18 protein-coding genes and 1 tRNA gene are annotated in these 16,795 nt (G+C 55.7%); all 19 read left to right on the forward strand.

The window, feature by feature from the left end; all coding sequences use genetic code 11:
• Nucleotides 1-7 precede the first annotated feature (7 nt).
• The 19 genes from VLV32_11975 (at nt 8) to nuoK (ending at nt 16,795) form a co-directional block, all read left to right on the forward strand.
• The gene (locus tag VLV32_11975) at nt 8-445 is read left to right on the forward strand and encodes a DUF4149 domain-containing protein (protein HUL42602.1); all 438 of its coding nucleotides are present in this window, start codon (nt 8-10) and stop codon (nt 443-445) included.
• A 51-nt stretch (nt 446-496) separates the two neighbouring features.
• Nucleotides 497-1,114, forward strand: coding sequence for an RlmE family RNA methyltransferase (locus tag VLV32_11980; GenBank protein HUL42603.1), 618 nt, complete (start codon nt 497-499; stop codon nt 1,112-1,114).
• An 82-nt stretch (nt 1,115-1,196) separates the two neighbouring features.
• Nucleotides 1,197-3,086 (forward strand): ATP-dependent zinc metalloprotease FtsH, encoded by a 1,890-nt coding sequence (gene ftsH, locus VLV32_11985; protein ID HUL42604.1) that lies wholly within the window; start codon nt 1,197-1,199, stop codon nt 3,084-3,086.
• A gap of 119 nt (nt 3,087-3,205) precedes the next feature.
• The gene (folP, locus tag VLV32_11990) at nt 3,206-3,979 is read left to right on the forward strand and encodes a dihydropteroate synthase (GenBank protein ID HUL42605.1); all 774 of its coding nucleotides are present in this window, start codon (nt 3,206-3,208) and stop codon (nt 3,977-3,979) included.
• Nucleotides 3,980-3,992: 13 nt separating this feature from the next.
• A complete protein-coding gene (gene glmM, locus VLV32_11995; protein HUL42606.1) occupies nt 3,993-5,354 on the forward strand; it encodes a phosphoglucosamine mutase in 1,362 nt (453 codons plus the stop codon).
• Between the two features lie 173 nt (nt 5,355-5,527).
• Nucleotides 5,528-6,280, forward strand: a complete 753-nt coding sequence (tpiA, locus tag VLV32_12000) for a triose-phosphate isomerase (protein HUL42607.1) — start codon at nt 5,528-5,530, stop codon at nt 6,278-6,280.
• A gap of 15 nt (nt 6,281-6,295) precedes the next feature.
• Nucleotides 6,296-6,655 (forward strand): preprotein translocase subunit SecG, encoded by a 360-nt coding sequence (gene secG, locus VLV32_12005; protein HUL42608.1) that lies wholly within the window; start codon nt 6,296-6,298, stop codon nt 6,653-6,655.
• A 91-nt stretch (nt 6,656-6,746) separates the two neighbouring features.
• Nucleotides 6,747-6,831 (forward strand) — tRNA-Leu (locus tag VLV32_12010).
• 105 nt (nt 6,832-6,936) lie between these two features.
• A complete protein-coding gene (locus VLV32_12015) occupies nt 6,937-7,311 on the forward strand; it encodes an NADH-quinone oxidoreductase subunit A (GenBank protein HUL42609.1) in 375 nt (124 codons plus the stop codon).
• On the forward strand, nt 7,302-7,778 hold the full coding sequence (locus tag VLV32_12020; GenBank protein HUL42610.1) for an NADH-quinone oxidoreductase subunit B family protein: 477 nt from the start codon (nt 7,302-7,304) through the stop codon (nt 7,776-7,778). The genes VLV32_12015 and VLV32_12020 overlap by 10 nt, the downstream gene beginning before the upstream one ends.
• Before the next feature lie 13 nt (nt 7,779-7,791).
• Complete coding sequence (locus tag VLV32_12025) at nt 7,792-8,400, forward strand: NADH-quinone oxidoreductase subunit C (GenBank protein ID HUL42611.1); 609 nt, start codon at nt 7,792-7,794, stop codon at nt 8,398-8,400.
• Between the two features lie 65 nt (nt 8,401-8,465).
• A complete protein-coding gene (locus VLV32_12030; protein HUL42612.1) occupies nt 8,466-9,719 on the forward strand; it encodes an NADH-quinone oxidoreductase subunit D in 1,254 nt (417 codons plus the stop codon).
• A 148-nt stretch (nt 9,720-9,867) separates the two neighbouring features.
• Nucleotides 9,868-10,347, forward strand: coding sequence for an NADH-quinone oxidoreductase subunit NuoE (gene nuoE / locus VLV32_12035; GenBank protein ID HUL42613.1), 480 nt, complete (start codon nt 9,868-9,870; stop codon nt 10,345-10,347).
• Between the two features lie 132 nt (nt 10,348-10,479).
• Nucleotides 10,480-11,775 carry an NADH-quinone oxidoreductase subunit NuoF gene (gene nuoF, locus VLV32_12040; protein HUL42614.1) on the forward strand — a complete coding sequence of 432 codons (1,296 nt, stop codon included), beginning with the start codon at nt 10,480-10,482 and terminating at the stop codon, nt 11,773-11,775.
• 7 nt (nt 11,776-11,782) lie between these two features.
• A complete protein-coding gene (gene nuoG, locus VLV32_12045) occupies nt 11,783-14,137 on the forward strand; it encodes an NADH-quinone oxidoreductase subunit NuoG (protein ID HUL42615.1) in 2,355 nt (784 codons plus the stop codon).
• A complete protein-coding gene (gene nuoH, locus VLV32_12050; protein HUL42616.1) occupies nt 14,134-15,180 on the forward strand; it encodes an NADH-quinone oxidoreductase subunit NuoH in 1,047 nt (348 codons plus the stop codon). The genes nuoG and nuoH overlap by 4 nt, the downstream gene beginning before the upstream one ends.
• 4 nt (nt 15,181-15,184) lie before the next feature.
• The gene (nuoI, locus tag VLV32_12055) at nt 15,185-15,673 is read left to right on the forward strand and encodes an NADH-quinone oxidoreductase subunit NuoI (GenBank protein ID HUL42617.1); all 489 of its coding nucleotides are present in this window, start codon (nt 15,185-15,187) and stop codon (nt 15,671-15,673) included.
• A gap of 113 nt (nt 15,674-15,786) precedes the next feature.
• Nucleotides 15,787-16,395 carry an NADH-quinone oxidoreductase subunit J gene (locus tag VLV32_12060; protein ID HUL42618.1) on the forward strand — a complete coding sequence of 203 codons (609 nt, stop codon included), beginning with the start codon at nt 15,787-15,789 and terminating at the stop codon, nt 16,393-16,395.
• A gap of 94 nt (nt 16,396-16,489) precedes the next feature.
• The gene (gene nuoK, locus VLV32_12065; GenBank protein HUL42619.1) at nt 16,490-16,795 is read left to right on the forward strand and encodes an NADH-quinone oxidoreductase subunit NuoK; all 306 of its coding nucleotides are present in this window, start codon (nt 16,490-16,492) and stop codon (nt 16,793-16,795) included.

The following is a 16,795-nucleotide window of genomic DNA, read 5'->3' on the forward strand; positions in this document are numbered from 1 at the left end:
AGATAGTTTGCACTGGATTGCTGTGACCTTGTGGGCCGGGGTGTTGTGGGCAATCGGGTTAATCGCCGTGCCGCTAATTTTTGTCACGGTCGAAGACCGCGCGCTGGCCGTTATGCTTGCCGGCAAAATGTTTGCTGTGGTGGGCTACATTGGGATGGGTTGCGGGGCTTATCTTATTTTGTTCCGTCTTATCAGGCAGGGCGTTGTTTCCTTCGGGCAGTTTTTTTTCTGGATTGCAATGGTAATGTTTCTGTTGACCTTGCTGGGCTATTTCGCCCAGCCCATACTGGAACTCGTTAAGAACTGGACGCTGCCTCGACAGGCCATTGAAAGCATACTGGAGGACCGTTCTGCCTCTTGGTACGGTATTTACAGCGCGCTGTACGTCGTGCAAGCCGCGCTCGCCTTGGTGCTGGTGGTGCGGCAACCGACTGCTGCTCCATGATCTGATTTTGGGATGCGCCAGCTATTCCCGGCCGTTTCTTCACGTTCCCCAATGAAACGTTCGAATACCAGCAGCGCTTGGATGCGCGAGCACGTCAACGATTTTTACGTGAAATGCGCACGGAATCAGGGCTTACGTTCGCGCGCCGCGTTCAAGCTCCTGGAAATCATCGAACGCGACCGCCTATTGGCGCCGGGCATGCTGGTGGTTGATCTGGGGGCAGCCCCTGGCAGCTGGTCGCAAGTTGCTGCCGAAAAGGTCGGTAAGCAAGGCAAGGTCATCGCGCTGGATGCCGTTCACATGCAGCCGATCGCCGGGGTCGATTTCATTTGTGGAGATTTCCGCGACGATACCGCTTTAATGCAGCTGCACAGCAAGCTGCAGGGTAAAAGTGCAGATCTTGTAATTTGCGATTTGTCGCCCAATATCAGTGGAGTGGCCAGCCATGATCAAGCCCGGGTCATGGAGCTTGCTCAATGCGCTCTCGACTTTTCCGTAAAAGCGCTGAAACCGCAGGGCGGGCTCCTGGTCAAAGTTTTCCAGGGCGCTGCTTTTGAAGATTTCTTGAAAGCCATGCGCGCCCGCTTTAAACAGGTGGTTTCCCGCAAGCCCAAGGCCTCGCGTGGAAGGAGCAGCGAAATTTACTTGCTGGGCAGGGGCTTACGATAGGCTGAACAAGGCTAACACCAGCGGATAAATGCGGTTAGAATAGTAGTTGGGGTAACTTCTTTTCGAACGATCAGGAGCGAATTTGAATAATTTAGTAAAAAATCTGGTGATCTGGCTGGTAATTGCACTCGTGCTGATGTCGGTTTTCAACCAATTCAGCGCGCGACAGTCCGTGCAATCGCCGATGGAATATTCGCAATTTATCGACGAAGTGAAGCAGGGCCACATTGCCAAAGTCACGATTGAAGGTCGCACGCTCAAGGGAGTCAAGACCGACGGCAAGCGCTTCGTCACGTATGCGCCATCCGACCCCTGGTTGGTGAGCGACCTTTTGAAGAACGGAGTGATCATCGAGGCCAAGCCGGATGAGGAACCTTCGCTGCTGGTGAATATTTTTGTTTCCTGGTTCCCGATGCTGCTTTTGATCGGTGTGTGGATATTTTTCATGCGCCAGATGCAGGGAGGCGGGCGTGGAGGCGCGTTCTCATTCGGAAAGAGTCGTGCGCGCATGATGGATGAATCGAACAACCAGGTGACATTTGCCGACGTTGCCGGATGCGAGGAAGCGAAAGAAGAGGTTGCGGAATTAGTGGATTTCCTGCGTGATCCGGGCAAATTCCAGAAGCTCGGAGGGCGCATCCCGCGAGGTGTGCTGATGGTGGGCAACCCTGGAACCGGCAAAACGTTGCTCGCACGCGCTATTGCGGGCGAAGCCAAGGTGCCTTTCTTCAGCATTTCAGGCTCCGACTTCGTGGAAATGTTTGTCGGTGTCGGCGCTGCGCGAGTGCGCGACATGTTCGAGCAGGCGAAAAAACACGCACCATGCATCGTGTTCATCGATGAAATCGATGCCGTTGGTCGCCAACGCGGCGCAGGACTCGGCGGCGGAAATGACGAACGCGAACAAACGCTGAACCAGTTGCTGGTGGAGATGGACGGATTCGAGACCGGCGCCGGTGTGATTGTGATCGCGGCAACCAACCGCCCCGATGTGCTCGATCCGGCGCTGCTGCGCCCAGGCCGCTTTGACCGGCAGGTCGTAGTCCCGCTTCCCGACATCCGCGGGCGCGAACAGATTCTATTGGTGCACATGCGCAAGGTGCCAATCGCGCCCGACGTTCGGGCCGATATTCTGGCGCGCGGCACACCCGGCTTTTCCGGCGCGGATCTTGCCAACCTCGTGAATGAAGCTGCGTTGTTTGCGGCGCGCTTCAACAAGAGGCTGGTGGACATGGATGATTTCGAGCGCGCCAAGGACAAGGTCATCATGGGGACCGAACGCCGCTCCATGGTGATGCCCGAGCAGGAACGCCGCAACACCGCTTATCATGAATCGGGGCACGCGGTTGTGGCGCGGCTTTTGCCGAAGACTGACCCGGTGCACAAAGTCACCATTATTCCGCGCGGCCGCGCCCTGGGTGTGACCATGCAGTTGCCGCAGGAGGACCGCTACAGCATGGATCGCGAACACATCCTGCAAAATATTGCAGTACTGTTCGGCGGGCGCATCGCAGAAGAAATTTTCATGCATCAGATGACCACGGGCGCGTCCAACGACTTTGAGCGCGCGACCGAATTAGCGCGGCGCATGGTTACCCAGTGGGGCATGTCAGATACATTGGGGCCGATGATCTACGGCGAGAATGAGGGCGAAGTGTTCCTCGGCCGTTCCATCACCACACACAAGAATGTGTCCGAAACGACGATGCAGAAAGTGGATGCGGAAATCCGCCGCATTGTCGACGAACAATATAAACTTGCGCGACGGCTCATAGAAGAAAACCGCGATAAGGTGGAGGCGATGGCGAAGGCACTTCTAGAATGGGAAACCGTAGATTCCGATCAGATCGCCGACATCATGGAAGGCAAGCCGCCGCGGCCGCCTAAACCGGTTCAGCCGCCACAGACCGCGCGGGAAACGCCACCCCCCGGGGGAGCGACTGCTACAGTGCAGCCGGCAAGAGAAACCTGACATTCAATAGAAGTGAGGAGTTGGAGCAAGGCGTAACAGCCTTTAAAAGCTTTACTCCGCATTCCCGCGTGCATCTCCTTTGCGGTAAATTCAAGCTCGATCTGTCGCACCCCCTGATTATGGGGATTGTCAATGTCACCCCCGATTCTTTCTCCGATGGTGGCTTACATGCTACCGCGGGCGCTGCAATCGCGCATGGTTTGCGCTTGATCGACGAAGGCGCGGACCTCGTCGATGTGGGTGGTGAATCCACCCGACCCGGCTCACTGCCGGTGCCGCTGGATGAGGAGCTTAAACGCGTGTTGCCCGTAATAGAAGGATTAAAGCACGCCGACGTGCCACTGTCGGTGGATACCCAGAAACCCGAAGTGATGCGCGAGGCGTTGTGCGCCGGAGCAAGCATGATAAACGATGTTAATGCGCTGCTTGCAACAGGCGCATTGCAGGTGGTCGCGAACAGCGACGCGGCAATATGCATGATGCACAAACGGGGCGAGCCTTTGACGATGCAGGTAAACCCCCAGTACCAAAACGTGGTTTCGGAAATCAAATCTTTTCTGGGTTCTCGCGTCGAAGCTGCGCTTGCCGCGGGAATAGCGCGCGAGCGCATCGTTGTTGACCCCGGGTTTGGTTTTGGCAAAACCATGGAGCATAATCTGGCTCTACTGCGCAAATTGGATCAGTTCACCGAACTCGGCGCGGCGCTGCTGGTTGGCCTTTCGCGCAAATCGATTTTGGGCAAAATCGCAGGCAAGCAGACTGGCGAGCGGATATATTCGAGCATGGCTATTGCGCTGATCGCGGTGATGAAAGGGGCGAAAATTGTGAGGGTGCATGACGTGGCCGCTACGCGGGATGCGCTGGCGGTCTATAATGCGGTGAACGCTGAATAAAATTTAACAGTCTATGCCTCGAAAATATTTCGGTACCGACGGCGTGCGAGGTAAAGTAGGCGAGCCGCCGATAACGCCGGAATTGGTGATGCATCTCGGTTATGCCGCGGGCAAAGTGCTGGCTTCTGCAGAATGGCATCTAGCGCAAGGCGAGCCCCCGGCCGTTCTTATTGGCAAAGATACCCGCATTTCCGGCTACATGCTGGAGTCGGCATTGCAGGCGGGGTTGTCCGCCGCCGGTGTCGACATCTACCTTTCCGGACCCATACCGACTCCTGCGGTGGCTTATCTGACGCGGGCGCTGAGGTTGCAGGCCGGTATCGTAATCTCCGCTTCGCACAATCCCTACGAAGACAACGGTATAAAGTTCTTCTCGGCGAGCGGCAATAAACTCCCGGACGAGGTGGAACACGCCATCGAAGTGGCGCTCGACGATCCCATCAGAACCATGCCTTCCGCGGCGTTAGGGCGGGCGCGAAGGATCAACGACGCAGCCGGGCGCTATATTGAGTTTTGCAAGAGCACGTTTCCTAGCGAGCTGGATCTGCGCGGCTTGCGAATTGTGGTCGATACGGCGCAAGGTGCAACATACCACATCGCGGCGCACGTATTTCACGAGCTGGGCGCGGATGTTGTGGCAATAGCCAATCAGCCCGATGGCTTGAACATTAATCAGGAATGCGGCGCGACGTATCCCAAGACATTGCAGGAAGCGGTGAAACAGCAGCAAGCCGATCTGGGAATCGCGCTGGACGGCGACGGCGACCGGCTGCTGATGGTGGACGCCACCGGCAAAGCCTACGACGGGGACCAGCTGCTTTATATCATTGCCAAACACCGCAAGCAGCTGGGCAGACTCAAGGGCGGCGTCGTGGGAACACTGATGACTAATCTCGGCATGGAGCGTGCTTTGGAAAAAATCAAAGTGCCTTTTGCACGTGCTCCGGTGGGCGACCGCTATGTACTGGAGCTTATGCAAAACCGCGGCTGGCAGTTGGGTGGAGAGAATTCAGGGCACATCATCTGTCTGGACAAGCATACCACTGGAGACGGCATCGTTTCCGCGCTCCAGGTGTTGCATGCGATGCGCGCGTTGCAGGCGGATTTGGCGCATTTGACTCACGAGCTTGCGCTTTATCCGCAGGTGCTGGTGAATGTCAAAGTCGCCAAAGGTTTTGATTTTAAAAACCAGCTGCCGGTGCAGACTGCGCTCAGCGAGGCGGAAGCGGATCTGGGCGACCAAGGCCGCGTGTTGTTGCGCGCTTCGGGCACGGAACCGGTCGTGCGCGTGATGGTGGAAGGCAGTCCACAGGCCAAAGTCAGGCAGTGGGCCGACGCCATTGCGCAGGCGGTGCGCGACGCAGCCGCCGAGTAAATCCTTTTTCCAAACGGAAAATTTGCATTTCTCTGACATCTGCAAAATCGTGCCGCGGCTCCGTAAATCTTTTTTTGAATCCGGTCGTTTTGTCGGTATAGCCGGTGCCAGCCGAAATTGACCATGGGGGTTATTCAAAGTAAAATTTAAACGGTTCATCGCCAAGGACATGGATGCGCCAAAAGCTGGTCGCCGGCAATTGGAAAATGCACGGCAGCCTTGTGCAAAACAAGGTGTTACTTGATGCCCTCGTAACCGGTCGGAAATCGTTGCGCAATGTCTCATGTGCGGTGTGCGTGCCGTATCCTTATCTGTTTCAAGCACGAATGATCCTGCACGATAGCGAGCTCGCTTGGGGCGCGCAGAATTTGAGCCCGTTTGATCACGGTGCTTACACCGGGGAAGTGTCGGGGCCGATGCTCAAGGACTTCGGCTGCCGATATGTCATCGTCGGGCATTCGGAGCGCCGCACATTGCAATGTGAAGACAGCGCCTTAGTGGCGCGGAAATTCAAGGCGGCGCAGGCCGCGGGATTGATACCGATCCTATGTGTTGGGGAAACTTTAGCTGAGCGCGAAGCGGGGGCCACTGAAAAAATCATTTCGGATCAGCTCGAACCCGTTCTTGCACTCGGAATCGAAGCCATGACCAATTCGGTTTTGGCGTACGAACCGGTGTGGGCGATTGGTACTGGGAAAAATGCAAGCCCCGAGCAGGCGCAGGCAGTACATACATTCATCCGGCAGGGAATAGCCGCACGGGATCCTGAAATCGCGGCGCAATTGCTGATCTTATACGGCGGAAGCGTGAAGGCTGGAAATGCCGCGGCGCTGTTTGCTATGCGGGATATTGACGGCGGTCTGATTGGCGGCGCGTCGCTTAAGGCGGATGAATTTTTGGCTATCTGTGCTGCCGCCAGTTGTTAACTTGGAGAATTTTTTTTGGAAACCTTGATTTGGATTGTGCATGTGCTGACTGCGCTCAGCATCATCGGTTTGGTGCTGCTGCAGCATGGCAAGGGAGCGGACGCCGGGGCGGCTTTTGGCAGCGGTGCTTCAGGCAGTCTTTTCGGCGCAAGCGGGTCCGCCAATTTCTTGAGCCGCACCACTGCCGTGCTGGCGGCAGTTTTTTTTCTCACCAGCCTCGGATTGACTTACTTTTCCAGCCACAAGGCTGAAAATCTCGGCGTGATGGGGACGAGCAAGGAGATTCCCGCGCCTGCGGAAAAAACACCTGCGGCCCCGGCACCTGCAGCGCTGCCTGTCGAAGGTAATTCCAAAGCTAAGGAAATACCCAAATAACCGTGAGTAGTGATGGGCAAGGAGTAAAATTCAAGACCATGTTAGAGAATTTCCGCCTTACCCCTCACTGCTTACGGCCCGCGGAATTAGCGCCGATGTGGTGGAATTGGTAGACACGCCGTCTTGAGGGGGCGGTGGCGAGAGCCGTATGAGTTCGAGTCTCATCATCGGCACCATGCATTTAGAATTGGCAGCGCGCTGAACTCGTAAGCGACGCTGGGTCTAAACTATTGGAAGGAAGTGACGCGCTGATATTGGCGCAAGGACAGGCTCAGCTATCTATGCTACAAAATTATTTTCCGATTTTGCTATTCATCATTGTCGGTATCGCCATCGGCGTTGTCCCGGTCGTGATCAGTTGGGTGATTTCACAACCCTGGCTTCTCGGCACCTATCGTCCCGACAGCGAGAAACTTTCGCCCTACGAGTGCGGATTTGAAGCATTTGAAGACGCGCGGATGAAATTCGACGTGCGTTACTACCTTATTGCCATTCTATTCATTCTGTTTGACTTGGAAATCGCTTTTCTGTTTCCCTGGGCGGTAGCTCTCAAGGAAATCGGCATGCCCGGCTTTGTGGCGATGCTGGTATTCCTCGCGGTGCTGGTGGTGGGATTCGTTTATGAGTGGATGAAGGGGGCTCTCGAATGGGAATAGAAGGGGTGCTGGAACGAGGTTTTGTTACTACCACCGCGGACAAACTGATTAACTGGACGCGCACCGGCTCACTGTGGCCGATGACCTTCGGGCTCGCCTGCTGCGCGGTTGAGATGATGCACGCCGGTGCTTCGCGCTATGATCTGGACCGCTTCGGTGTCGTGTTTCGTCCCAGTCCGCGCCAGTCGGACGTTATGATCGTCGCCGGCACGCTGTGCAACAAAATGGCGCCGGCTCTGCGCAAAGTGTATGACCAGATGGCAGAGCCGCGCTGGGTGATATCGATGGGGTCGTGCGCCAACGGCGGCGGGTATTATCATTATTCCTATTCAGTGGTGCGTGGCTGCGATCGCATCGTACCGGTCGATATCTATGTGCCGGGCTGCCCGCCTACAGCGGAGGCCTTGCTTTTCGGCATCATCCAATTGCAAAACAAAATTAAGCGCACCAATACCATCGCGCGCTAAGGTTTAGCCGAAAATGCATCCACGCCTTGAGACCCTAACTGCGCAACTGAAAAACGCGCTCGGCGCACGCGTCGTCAATCTTTCCGAAGCGGTCGGTGAAATAACTGTTACCGTGAAAACCGCAGATTGGTTGCCGGTCGCGCAGACTCTGCGTGATGACCCGAATCTGTGCTTTGAGGAATTAATTGACCTGTGCGGGGTCGATTATCGGGATTACGGTGACGGCGCGTGGAACGGGCCACGCTTTGCAGTGGTTTGCCACCTGCTCTCGCTGACTCACAACTGGCGGGTGCGTCTCAAAGCGTTTGCCGAAAACGATGATTTTCTAGTGTTCGACTCACTGATATCACTTTGGCCTTCAGTCAACTGGTTCGAGCGCGAAGCATTCGATTTATTCGGGTTCGTTTTCACAGGGCATCCGGATCTGCGGCGCATCCTTACCGATTACGGTTTTGTGGGCCATCCATTCCGCAAAGACTTTCCGCTATCCGGAAATGTCGAGATGCGTTATGACCCGGTGCAGCAGCGGGTGATCTACCAGCCGGTGTCGATTGAACCGCGCAACGAGGTGCCGCGCATCGTGCGCGAGGAGCAATACGGGCATTTGGGTGCCAAGCAATGAATGGCTGGGCAAGAATTTCCGACCGCTTTCTAGACGTGCTTTGCGATTACCGCTTGTGAGCGTTCATGGCTGAGATAATGAATTACACAATGAACTTTGGGCCGCAGCACCCGGCTGCGCACGGAGTATTGCGCCTGGTACTCGAGCTTGACGGTGAGGTGATACAGCGCGCAGATCCGCATATCGGCCTTTTGCACCGTGCTACCGAGAAACTCGCTGAAAATAAAACCTATTTACAGTCGGTGCCGTACATGGACCGCCTTGATTACGTTTCGATGATGTGCAATGAGCATGCATACGTGCTCGCGATCGAAAAATTGCTGGAACTGCAAGTTCCGGTGCGTGCGCAATACATACGCGTTATGTTCGACGAAATCACGCGCATCCTCAATCATCTTTTATGGCTCGGCGCGCACGCGCTGGACGTGGGTGCGATGACCGTTTTCCTGTACGCTTTTCGCGAGCGCGAGGACCTTATGGACTGCTATGAGGCGGTTTCAGGCGCTCGCATGCACGCCGCTTATTATCGTCCGGGTGGAGTTTACCGCGACCTTCCCGGCGTAATGCCGCAGTACCACGCATCGAAAATTCACAGTGACGCAGATGTCGCCAAGCTAAACGAGAACCGTCAGGGTTCACTGCTTGATTTCATCGAGGATTTTACCCGGCGATTTCCCGGTTATGTGGACGACTATGAAACACTGCTTACCGACAATCGTATATGGAAGCAGCGCACAGTGGGTATCGGCGTGATTTCCGCCGAGCGCGCCAAGGCATTGGGATTCACCGGCCCGATGCTGCGAGGCTCGGGAGTGGAATGGGACCTGCGCAGGAAGCAGCCGTATGAGGTCTACGATAAGATGGAATTCCAGATCCCGGTAGGCGTCAACGGCGACTGCTACGACCGGTACCTCGTGCGCATCGAGGAAATGCGTCAATCCAACCGCATCGTCAAGCAGTGCATCGAGTGGCTGAGAAAAAATCCCGGGCCGGTGATCACCGACAATCACAAAGTGGCTCCGCCATCGCGCGTGGAAATGAAAGAGAACATGGAAGAGCTGATACATCACTTCAAGCTATTCAGCGAAGGTTTTCATGTGCCCGAAGGCGAAGTCTATGCTGCGATCGAAGCGCCCAAGGGCGAGTTCGGCATTTACCTTGTTTCCGACGGCGCCAACAAGCCATACCGGCTGAAACTCCGCGCGCCGAGCTTTCCGCATCTCGCTGCGATGGACGAAATGTCGCGCGGTCACATGATTGCCGATGTGGTAGCGATAATTGGCACGCAGGATATCGTGTTCGGGGAAATCGATCGGTGAAAGGCTTGTTGCTTGAAATGACTTTGTTGCTCGCGGTCTTAAATATGCTCATTTGCCACTTTGCAAACTGCGCTGTTCTCGCCCGCTCGCGTCGCATTCGCGCTGCACTTTGGATGTCCTGCGGAGCGCGGTCGTGAATGCTCCGATGATTCTGTCGCCCGAGGCGCTGGCGAAAATAGACAAGGCCATCACCAAATATCCGCCCGAACAGAAGCGATCGGCGGTGATGGCGGCGCTGACGGTTGCCCAGGATGAAAAAGGCTGGCTCTCCACTGAGACCATGGATTTCGTCGCGCAATACCTTGGCATACCGCCAATTGCAGTGTACGAAGTAGCGACGTTTTATACCATGTATGACGTGCAGCCGGTGGGCAAGTACAAGATTTCGCTTTGCACCAATCTGCCGTGTGCGCTGTCCGGTGCTGATGGCGCGGCGGATTATCTGAAGAAAAAGCTCGCCATCGGGTTCAATGAAACCACGGGCGACGGGCAGTTTACGTTGAAACAAGGTGAGTGCTTTGGCGCTTGCGGTGATGCCCCGGTGTTGCTGGTCAATAACAAGCGCATGTGCAGCTTCATGACGCAAGAGAAGCTCGATCAACTGCTGGCGGAATTAAGGGATGAATAAGCAAATGACAGCGCGATTCGCGCTCGTGGCGATTTGGGATGCAGCGCGAGGAGCCGCCAGCCGCCGTTCGGCGCTTTCACACAAGGGCGCGGCGATAACGCAATCCGATTTTATTCGCTTGGCCAATCCATCATGACCTGTCTGCATAATCGCCATATCAACCCGATTCTTCTTGCTGGCCTGGACGGCAACAACTGGCGCATCGGAGATTACCTGCGGCGCGGTGGCTACGCTGCGCTCAAAAAAGTGCTGGCCGAGAATATCGCCCCCGAACAGATCATCAACGAAGTAAAAAAATCGGCGCTGCGCGGCCGTGGCGGCGCAGGGTTTCCAACAGGCTTGAAATGGAGCTTCATGCCGAAAAGCTTCAGCGGCGAAAAGTATCTGGTGTGCAATTCCGACGAGGGCGAGCCCGGCACCTTCAAGGACCGAGACATCATGCGCTACAACCCGCATATTTTGATCGAGGGAATGGCAATCGCGGGGTACGCCATGGGAGCAAAGACCGGCTATAACTATGTGCACGGCGAAGTCTGGGATTGCTATGAGCGCATGGAGGAAGCGCTGGAAGAGGCGCGCTCCGCAGGTTTCATCGGCGGCAATATCCTCGGCTCGGAGTTCAGCTTCCATCTATTCAACCATCACGGCTACGGGGCCTATATCGCCGGAGAAGAAACCGGGCTTCTCGATTCGCTGGAAGGCAAGAAGGCCATGCCCCGCTTCAAACCGCCGTTCCCAGCTAGCTACGGTCTATACGGGAGGCCGACCACGGTCAACAACACCGAAACACTGGCCTGTGTTCCTTGGATCATACTCAATGGGGGAGACAAGTACCTAAGCCTCGGCAGGCCAAACAACGGCGGCACGAAAATTTTCTCCATGTGCGGGCACGTCAACCAGCCTGGCAACTACGAAGCGCCGCTGGGCACCCCGTTTGCGAAGCTTCTGGAACTCGCAGGCGGCATGCGGGGCGGAAGGAAGCTTAAAGCCTGTATTCCTGGAGGCGCCTCGATGCCGGTCCTGCCGGCGCACATCATGCTCGAGACCGACATGGATTACGATTCGCTTGTCAAAGCCGGTTCGATGCTGGGTTCAGCCGGGGTGATCATCATGGACGAGACGGTGTGCATGGCGAGAGCATTGCTCCGGCTCGCCTATTTTTATTTCGAGGAATCCTGCGGCCAATGCACGCCCTGCCGCGAAGGCACCGGCTGGCTATACCGCGTGCTCAACCGCATCGAGCATGGACAGGGAAAGCAGGAGGATTTGGATCTGCTGCTGAGCGTGGCAGACAACATCGGAGGGCGCACCATTTGCGCTTTGGGTGACGCCGCCGCGTTGCCGGTGAAAAGCTTCATCACCCATTTCCGCGACGAGTTCGAATACCATATCGAACACAAAGAATGCCTGGTGCCGGCGTACGCATAGCACGGTCATGATAGAGCTAGAGATAGATGGCAAGCATATAGGCGTAAAGGAAGGCAGCACCATCATGGATGCCGCCAACCAGCTGGGCATTTACATCCCGCATTTCTGTTACCACAAGAAGTTGTCGATTGCCGCCAACTGCCGCATGTGTCTGGTGCAGGTGGAAAAGGCACCCAAGCCGTTGCCGGCCTGTGCGACCCCGGCAGGACGCGACATGAAAGTGTGGACACACTCGGATTTTGCGGTACAGGCGCAGAAGAGCGTGATGGAATTCTTGTTGATCAATCACCCGCTCGACTGCCCGATTTGCGATCAGGGAGGCGAATGCCCCTTGCAGGACCTCGCCGTGGGCTACGGCGGCAGTGCCTCGCGCTACGAGGAAGAAAAACGCGTGGTACCCGACAAGAATCTCGGACCGCTGATCGCGACCGACATGACGCGCTGTATCTACTGTACGCGCTGCGTGCGCTTTGGGCAGGAAATTGCGGGAATCATGGAGCTCGGAATGGCGGGCCGTGGCGAGCACGCGGAAATCATGCCGTTTGTCGAAAGAACGGTTGACTCCGAGCTCTCAGGCAACATGATAGACATTTGTCCTGTCGGCGCGCTGACCTCCAAGCCTTTCCGTTACTCTGCCCGCACCTGGGAACTGTCCCGACGGAAATCGATCAGCCCACATGACAGCACGGGCTCCAACCTGATCGTGCACGTCAAGAACGACCGGGTGATGCGCGTGCTGCCATATGAAAACGAGGAGATTAACGAATGCTGGCTTTCGGACAAAGATCGTTTCTCCTATGAGGGACTGAATTCCGATCAGCGTCTGCCGCGGCCCATGCTCAAGCTAAACGGCCAGTGGCAGGAAGTGGAATGGCAAACTGCTCTGGAATATATCGCGAATAAGATAAAACAAATAAAAAATTCACATGGCGCGCAAGCGATTGGTGCGCTCGCTACACCGCACAGTACGGTAGAAGAATTGTATCTGCTGCAGAAACTCATGCGCGGGATGGGAAGCGGCAACGTCGATTTCAGGTTGCGCCAATGCGATTTCAGCGCAGATGCGATGCTGCAGGGAGCGCCGTGGCTGGGAATGAAGATTGCGGAAATCGGCCAGCTTGACCGCGTTCTTGTCGTAGGCAGCACGCTGCGCAAGGATCATCCGTTGCTTGCGCACCGATTGCGCCAGGCTGCGAAGCGCGGCACGCAGGTCAATCTTATCAATGCTGCGGACGATAACCTGTTTATTAAGATTCAGAACAAGGCGATCGTTGCGCCAAGGGAATTTACCAAGACACTCGCGGAAGTTCTAAGAGCAGCGACGGAAAACAAGAAGCGGGCTAGTGGATTCAGTGATCAGCTCGCGGCACTCAACCCATCGCAACGAGCGCTGCAGATCGCGGACAGCCTGGTCTCGGGGAAAAATATTGCGGTTTTGCTCGGCAACCTTGCTCAAAATCACCCACAGGCAGCCACCCTGCACGGGCTGGCGCAGGAGCTTGCTTCTGTTGTCGGCGGGCGCTTCGGCTTCCTAGTCGAAGCGGCAAATAGCGTCGGCGGTTATATCGCCGCCGCCGTTCCGTTCGGCACGCCCGCGGGCAAGCATGCCAAGGCGATGCTGGAAAGCCCGCTTAAGGCCTATTTGCTCCTCAATACGGAGGTTGAGCTTGATTGCCACGATCCGAGTGAAGCGGTTGCGGCGATGCACGAGGCGGAACTGGTGGTCGCCATGAGCGCTTACCGCCACAAAGCCACGGAATATGCGCACGTGCTGTTGCCGATCGCGCCGTTTACCGAAACTGCGGGCACTTTTATCAGTACCGAGGGCAGGGTGCAAAGCTTCAACGGCACGGTGAAGCCGCTTGCCGAGACCCGGCCCGCGTGGAAAGTATTGCGCGTGCTCGGCAACCTGCTGGCGTTGGATGGATTCGAGCAGGAAAACATAGAACAGGTGCGCCAGGAAGTCCTTGGCAATGTGGATGCGGATTTGTCCAACAGGCTTGACAATAACTTGCGCAAGCCAAATGTCGCCGGCTTCGAAACACCCACCATGAACGGTTTGCAGCGCATTGGAGATGTGCCGATCTACTCGTCTGACGCCATTGTGCGCCGCGCCGCGTCATTGCAGAAGACCAGTGATGGCAGGACGCCAGTAGCAGTCCTGCCCGGGGCGCTGTTCGAGCGCCTCAAGCTGCGCGAGGGCGACAAAGTAAAATTGGCCCAGGGACTGGGCTCGACAATACTTGTAGCGCACCGCGATGACTCGCTGCCAAACGACTGCGTGCGAGTAGCCAGCGGGCATCCGCTGACCGCGAATCTGGGCGCCATGTTCGGCGCAATCACCGTGGAGCGTGCAGCATGAACTCGCTGCAAGAACTATTCGGGCCGGTGTGGTGGCCGTATGTCATCACTTTCTCCAAGACATTGGGACTTATCGTCGCGATCGTCGTGCCGCTTCTGTTGTCGGTCGCCTACCTTACGTTCGCCGAGCGCAAGGTGATCGGCTATATGCAGGTGCGCATCGGTCCCAACCGCGTCGGACCCAAGGGCTGGTTGCAACCGATTGCCGATGCGCTCAAGCTTCTGGTCAAGGAAATAATCATACCCAGCGGCGCCAACCGCTTTCTGTTCGTATTGGCACCGGTGATGTCCATCATGCCGGCAATGGCGGCGTGGGCCGTGGTGCCGTTTCAGCCCCAGCTCGTGCTCGCCAATGTGGATGCAGGGCTACTCTACATCATGGCTATAACGTCCATGGGCGTGTACGGTGTGATCATTGCCGGCTGGGCATCCAATTCCAAATATGCTTTCATTGGCGCGATGCGCTCTGCGGCGCAAATCGTCTCATACGAAATCGCTATGGGATTTGCACTGGTGGGTGTGCTGATGGCTTCGCACAGCCTCAACTTGGTCGAAATCGTGAAGGCCCAGCAGGGGGCTGGGGGTTTTCTAAACTGGTTTTTCATCCCATTATTTCCGCTGTTCCTTGTGTATCTGATTTCAGGTGTGGCTGAAACCAACCGTGCACCGTTTGACGTGGTGGAAGGCGAGTCTGAAATTGTCGCCGGATTCCATGTCGAGTACTCAGGCATGGCGTTCGCGGTATTCTTTCTCGCTGAATACGCCAACATGATTCTGGTCTCCACCATGTGTGCCACCATGTTCCTCGGCGGCTGGCTACCGCCATTTAGTTTTGCGCCATTTACCTGGCTGCCGGGAATATTCTGGCTGGTGTTCAAAGCGGCTTTCGTCCTGTTTTGCTTTCTTTGGTTCCGCGCCACGTTTCCCCGCTACCGCTTCGACCAGATCATGCGCTTGGGCTGGAAGGTGTTTATCCCGGTTACTCTGGTGTGGATTTTCGTGATAGGCAGCCTGCAGCAGACACGTTTCTGGATATGGGGATGAAGATATGAAACGCATCGCCGAATTCTTCCGGACATTTCTGCTGGTGGAGCTGGCGAAAGGCATGTGGCTCACCGGCCGGCACCTGTTCGCCCGCAAGATCACGGTGCAGTTTCCCGAGGAGAAAACGCCGCAGAGTCCGCGCTTCAGAGGTCTACATGCGCTGCGCCGTTATCCCAACGGTGAGGAGCGCTGCATTGCGTGCAAACTATGCGAGGCCGTGTGCCCTGCGCTGGCGATCACCATCGAATCGGAGCAGCGGGCGGACGGCACGCGCCGCACCACGCGCTACGAAATTGATTTGACCAAATGCATTTTCTGCGGCCTATGCGAGGAGTCCTGCCCGGTGGATTCGATCGTAGAGACACGGATTCTCGAATATCACGGCGAAAAACGCGGCGATTTGCTTTACACGAAACAAATGCTGCTGGCGGTGGGCGACAAGTATGAAGACCAAATTGCAAAAGACCGCGCTGCAGACGCGGCATATAGATAAGGGCAGTCTACCGCGCAAACGCTGAGAAAAACAAAAACGATATATGACAAAGGAAAAAAGCAGATGAATTACATTTTCCGTGCCTCTGTGTCTCTGCAGTAAAAAATTTAAACATGCAATTTCAAACATTCATGTTCTATTTTTTGTCGGCGATCCTTTTGCTTGCCGCCTTGTGTGTTGTTACCGTGCGCAACCCGGTGCATTCGGCGCTGTTTTTGGTACTGGCGTTTTTTACTTCGGCCGGATTATGGCTGCTGCTCGAAGCCGAATTTCTGGCCATCACCCTGGTGCTGGTCTATGTCGGTGCAGTGACGGTGTTGTTCCTGTTCGTCGTGATGATGTTGGACATCAATCTCGACCGGCTGCGCGAAGGCTTCTGGAAGGGATTGTACATCGGCCTGCCACTGGCATTTTTACTCTTGGTTGAAATGGGCCTGGTGCTCGGGGGGAAATATTTCGGCCTCGGCGAGATGCCTTCCCCGCAGGCGCATGCCTTGGGTTATAGCAACACCCGAGAACTCGGACGCCTGATTTACACCCAATATGTCTATCCGTTCGAAGTCGCAGGCGTCATTCTATTGGTGGCGATCGTAGCCGCTATAGCGCTTACTTTGCGCCGGCGCAAGGATACAAGGTATCAAAACCCGGGAAAGCAAGTAACGGTGCGGCGCCAGGACCGGTTACGCCTGGTTTCAATGCCTGTCGAGAAGCGTAACGAGTAATGGGTTAGGAGTAAGGAGTAAAGGGCAAGATCGTCATGAGGTTTTACTCCTTACTTCTCACGCCTCGCGCTTCACGAAATTTAGGGAGAAATACTTGGTTTCGCTTTCGCATTACCTGATACTCGGCGCAATTCTCTTTTCCATCAGCGTGGTCGGGATCTTTCTCAACCGCAAGAACGTGATCATTTTGCTGATGGCTATCGAACTCATGCTGCTGGCGGTGAATATGAATTTCATCGCTTTTTCGCATTACCTCAACGACACCGCAGGGCAAATTTTTGTGTTCTTCATCCTCACTGTGGCAGCGGCGGAATCAGCGATCGGGCTGGCGATTTTGGTTGTCCTGTTCCGCAATCTGAAAACGATTAATGTTGATGATCTGGACAGCCTGAAGGGCTAA

It is taken from the genome of Burkholderiales bacterium (assembly GCA_035518095.1).
Classification (GTDB): domain Bacteria; phylum Pseudomonadota; class Gammaproteobacteria; order Burkholderiales; family JAHFRG01; genus JAHFRG01.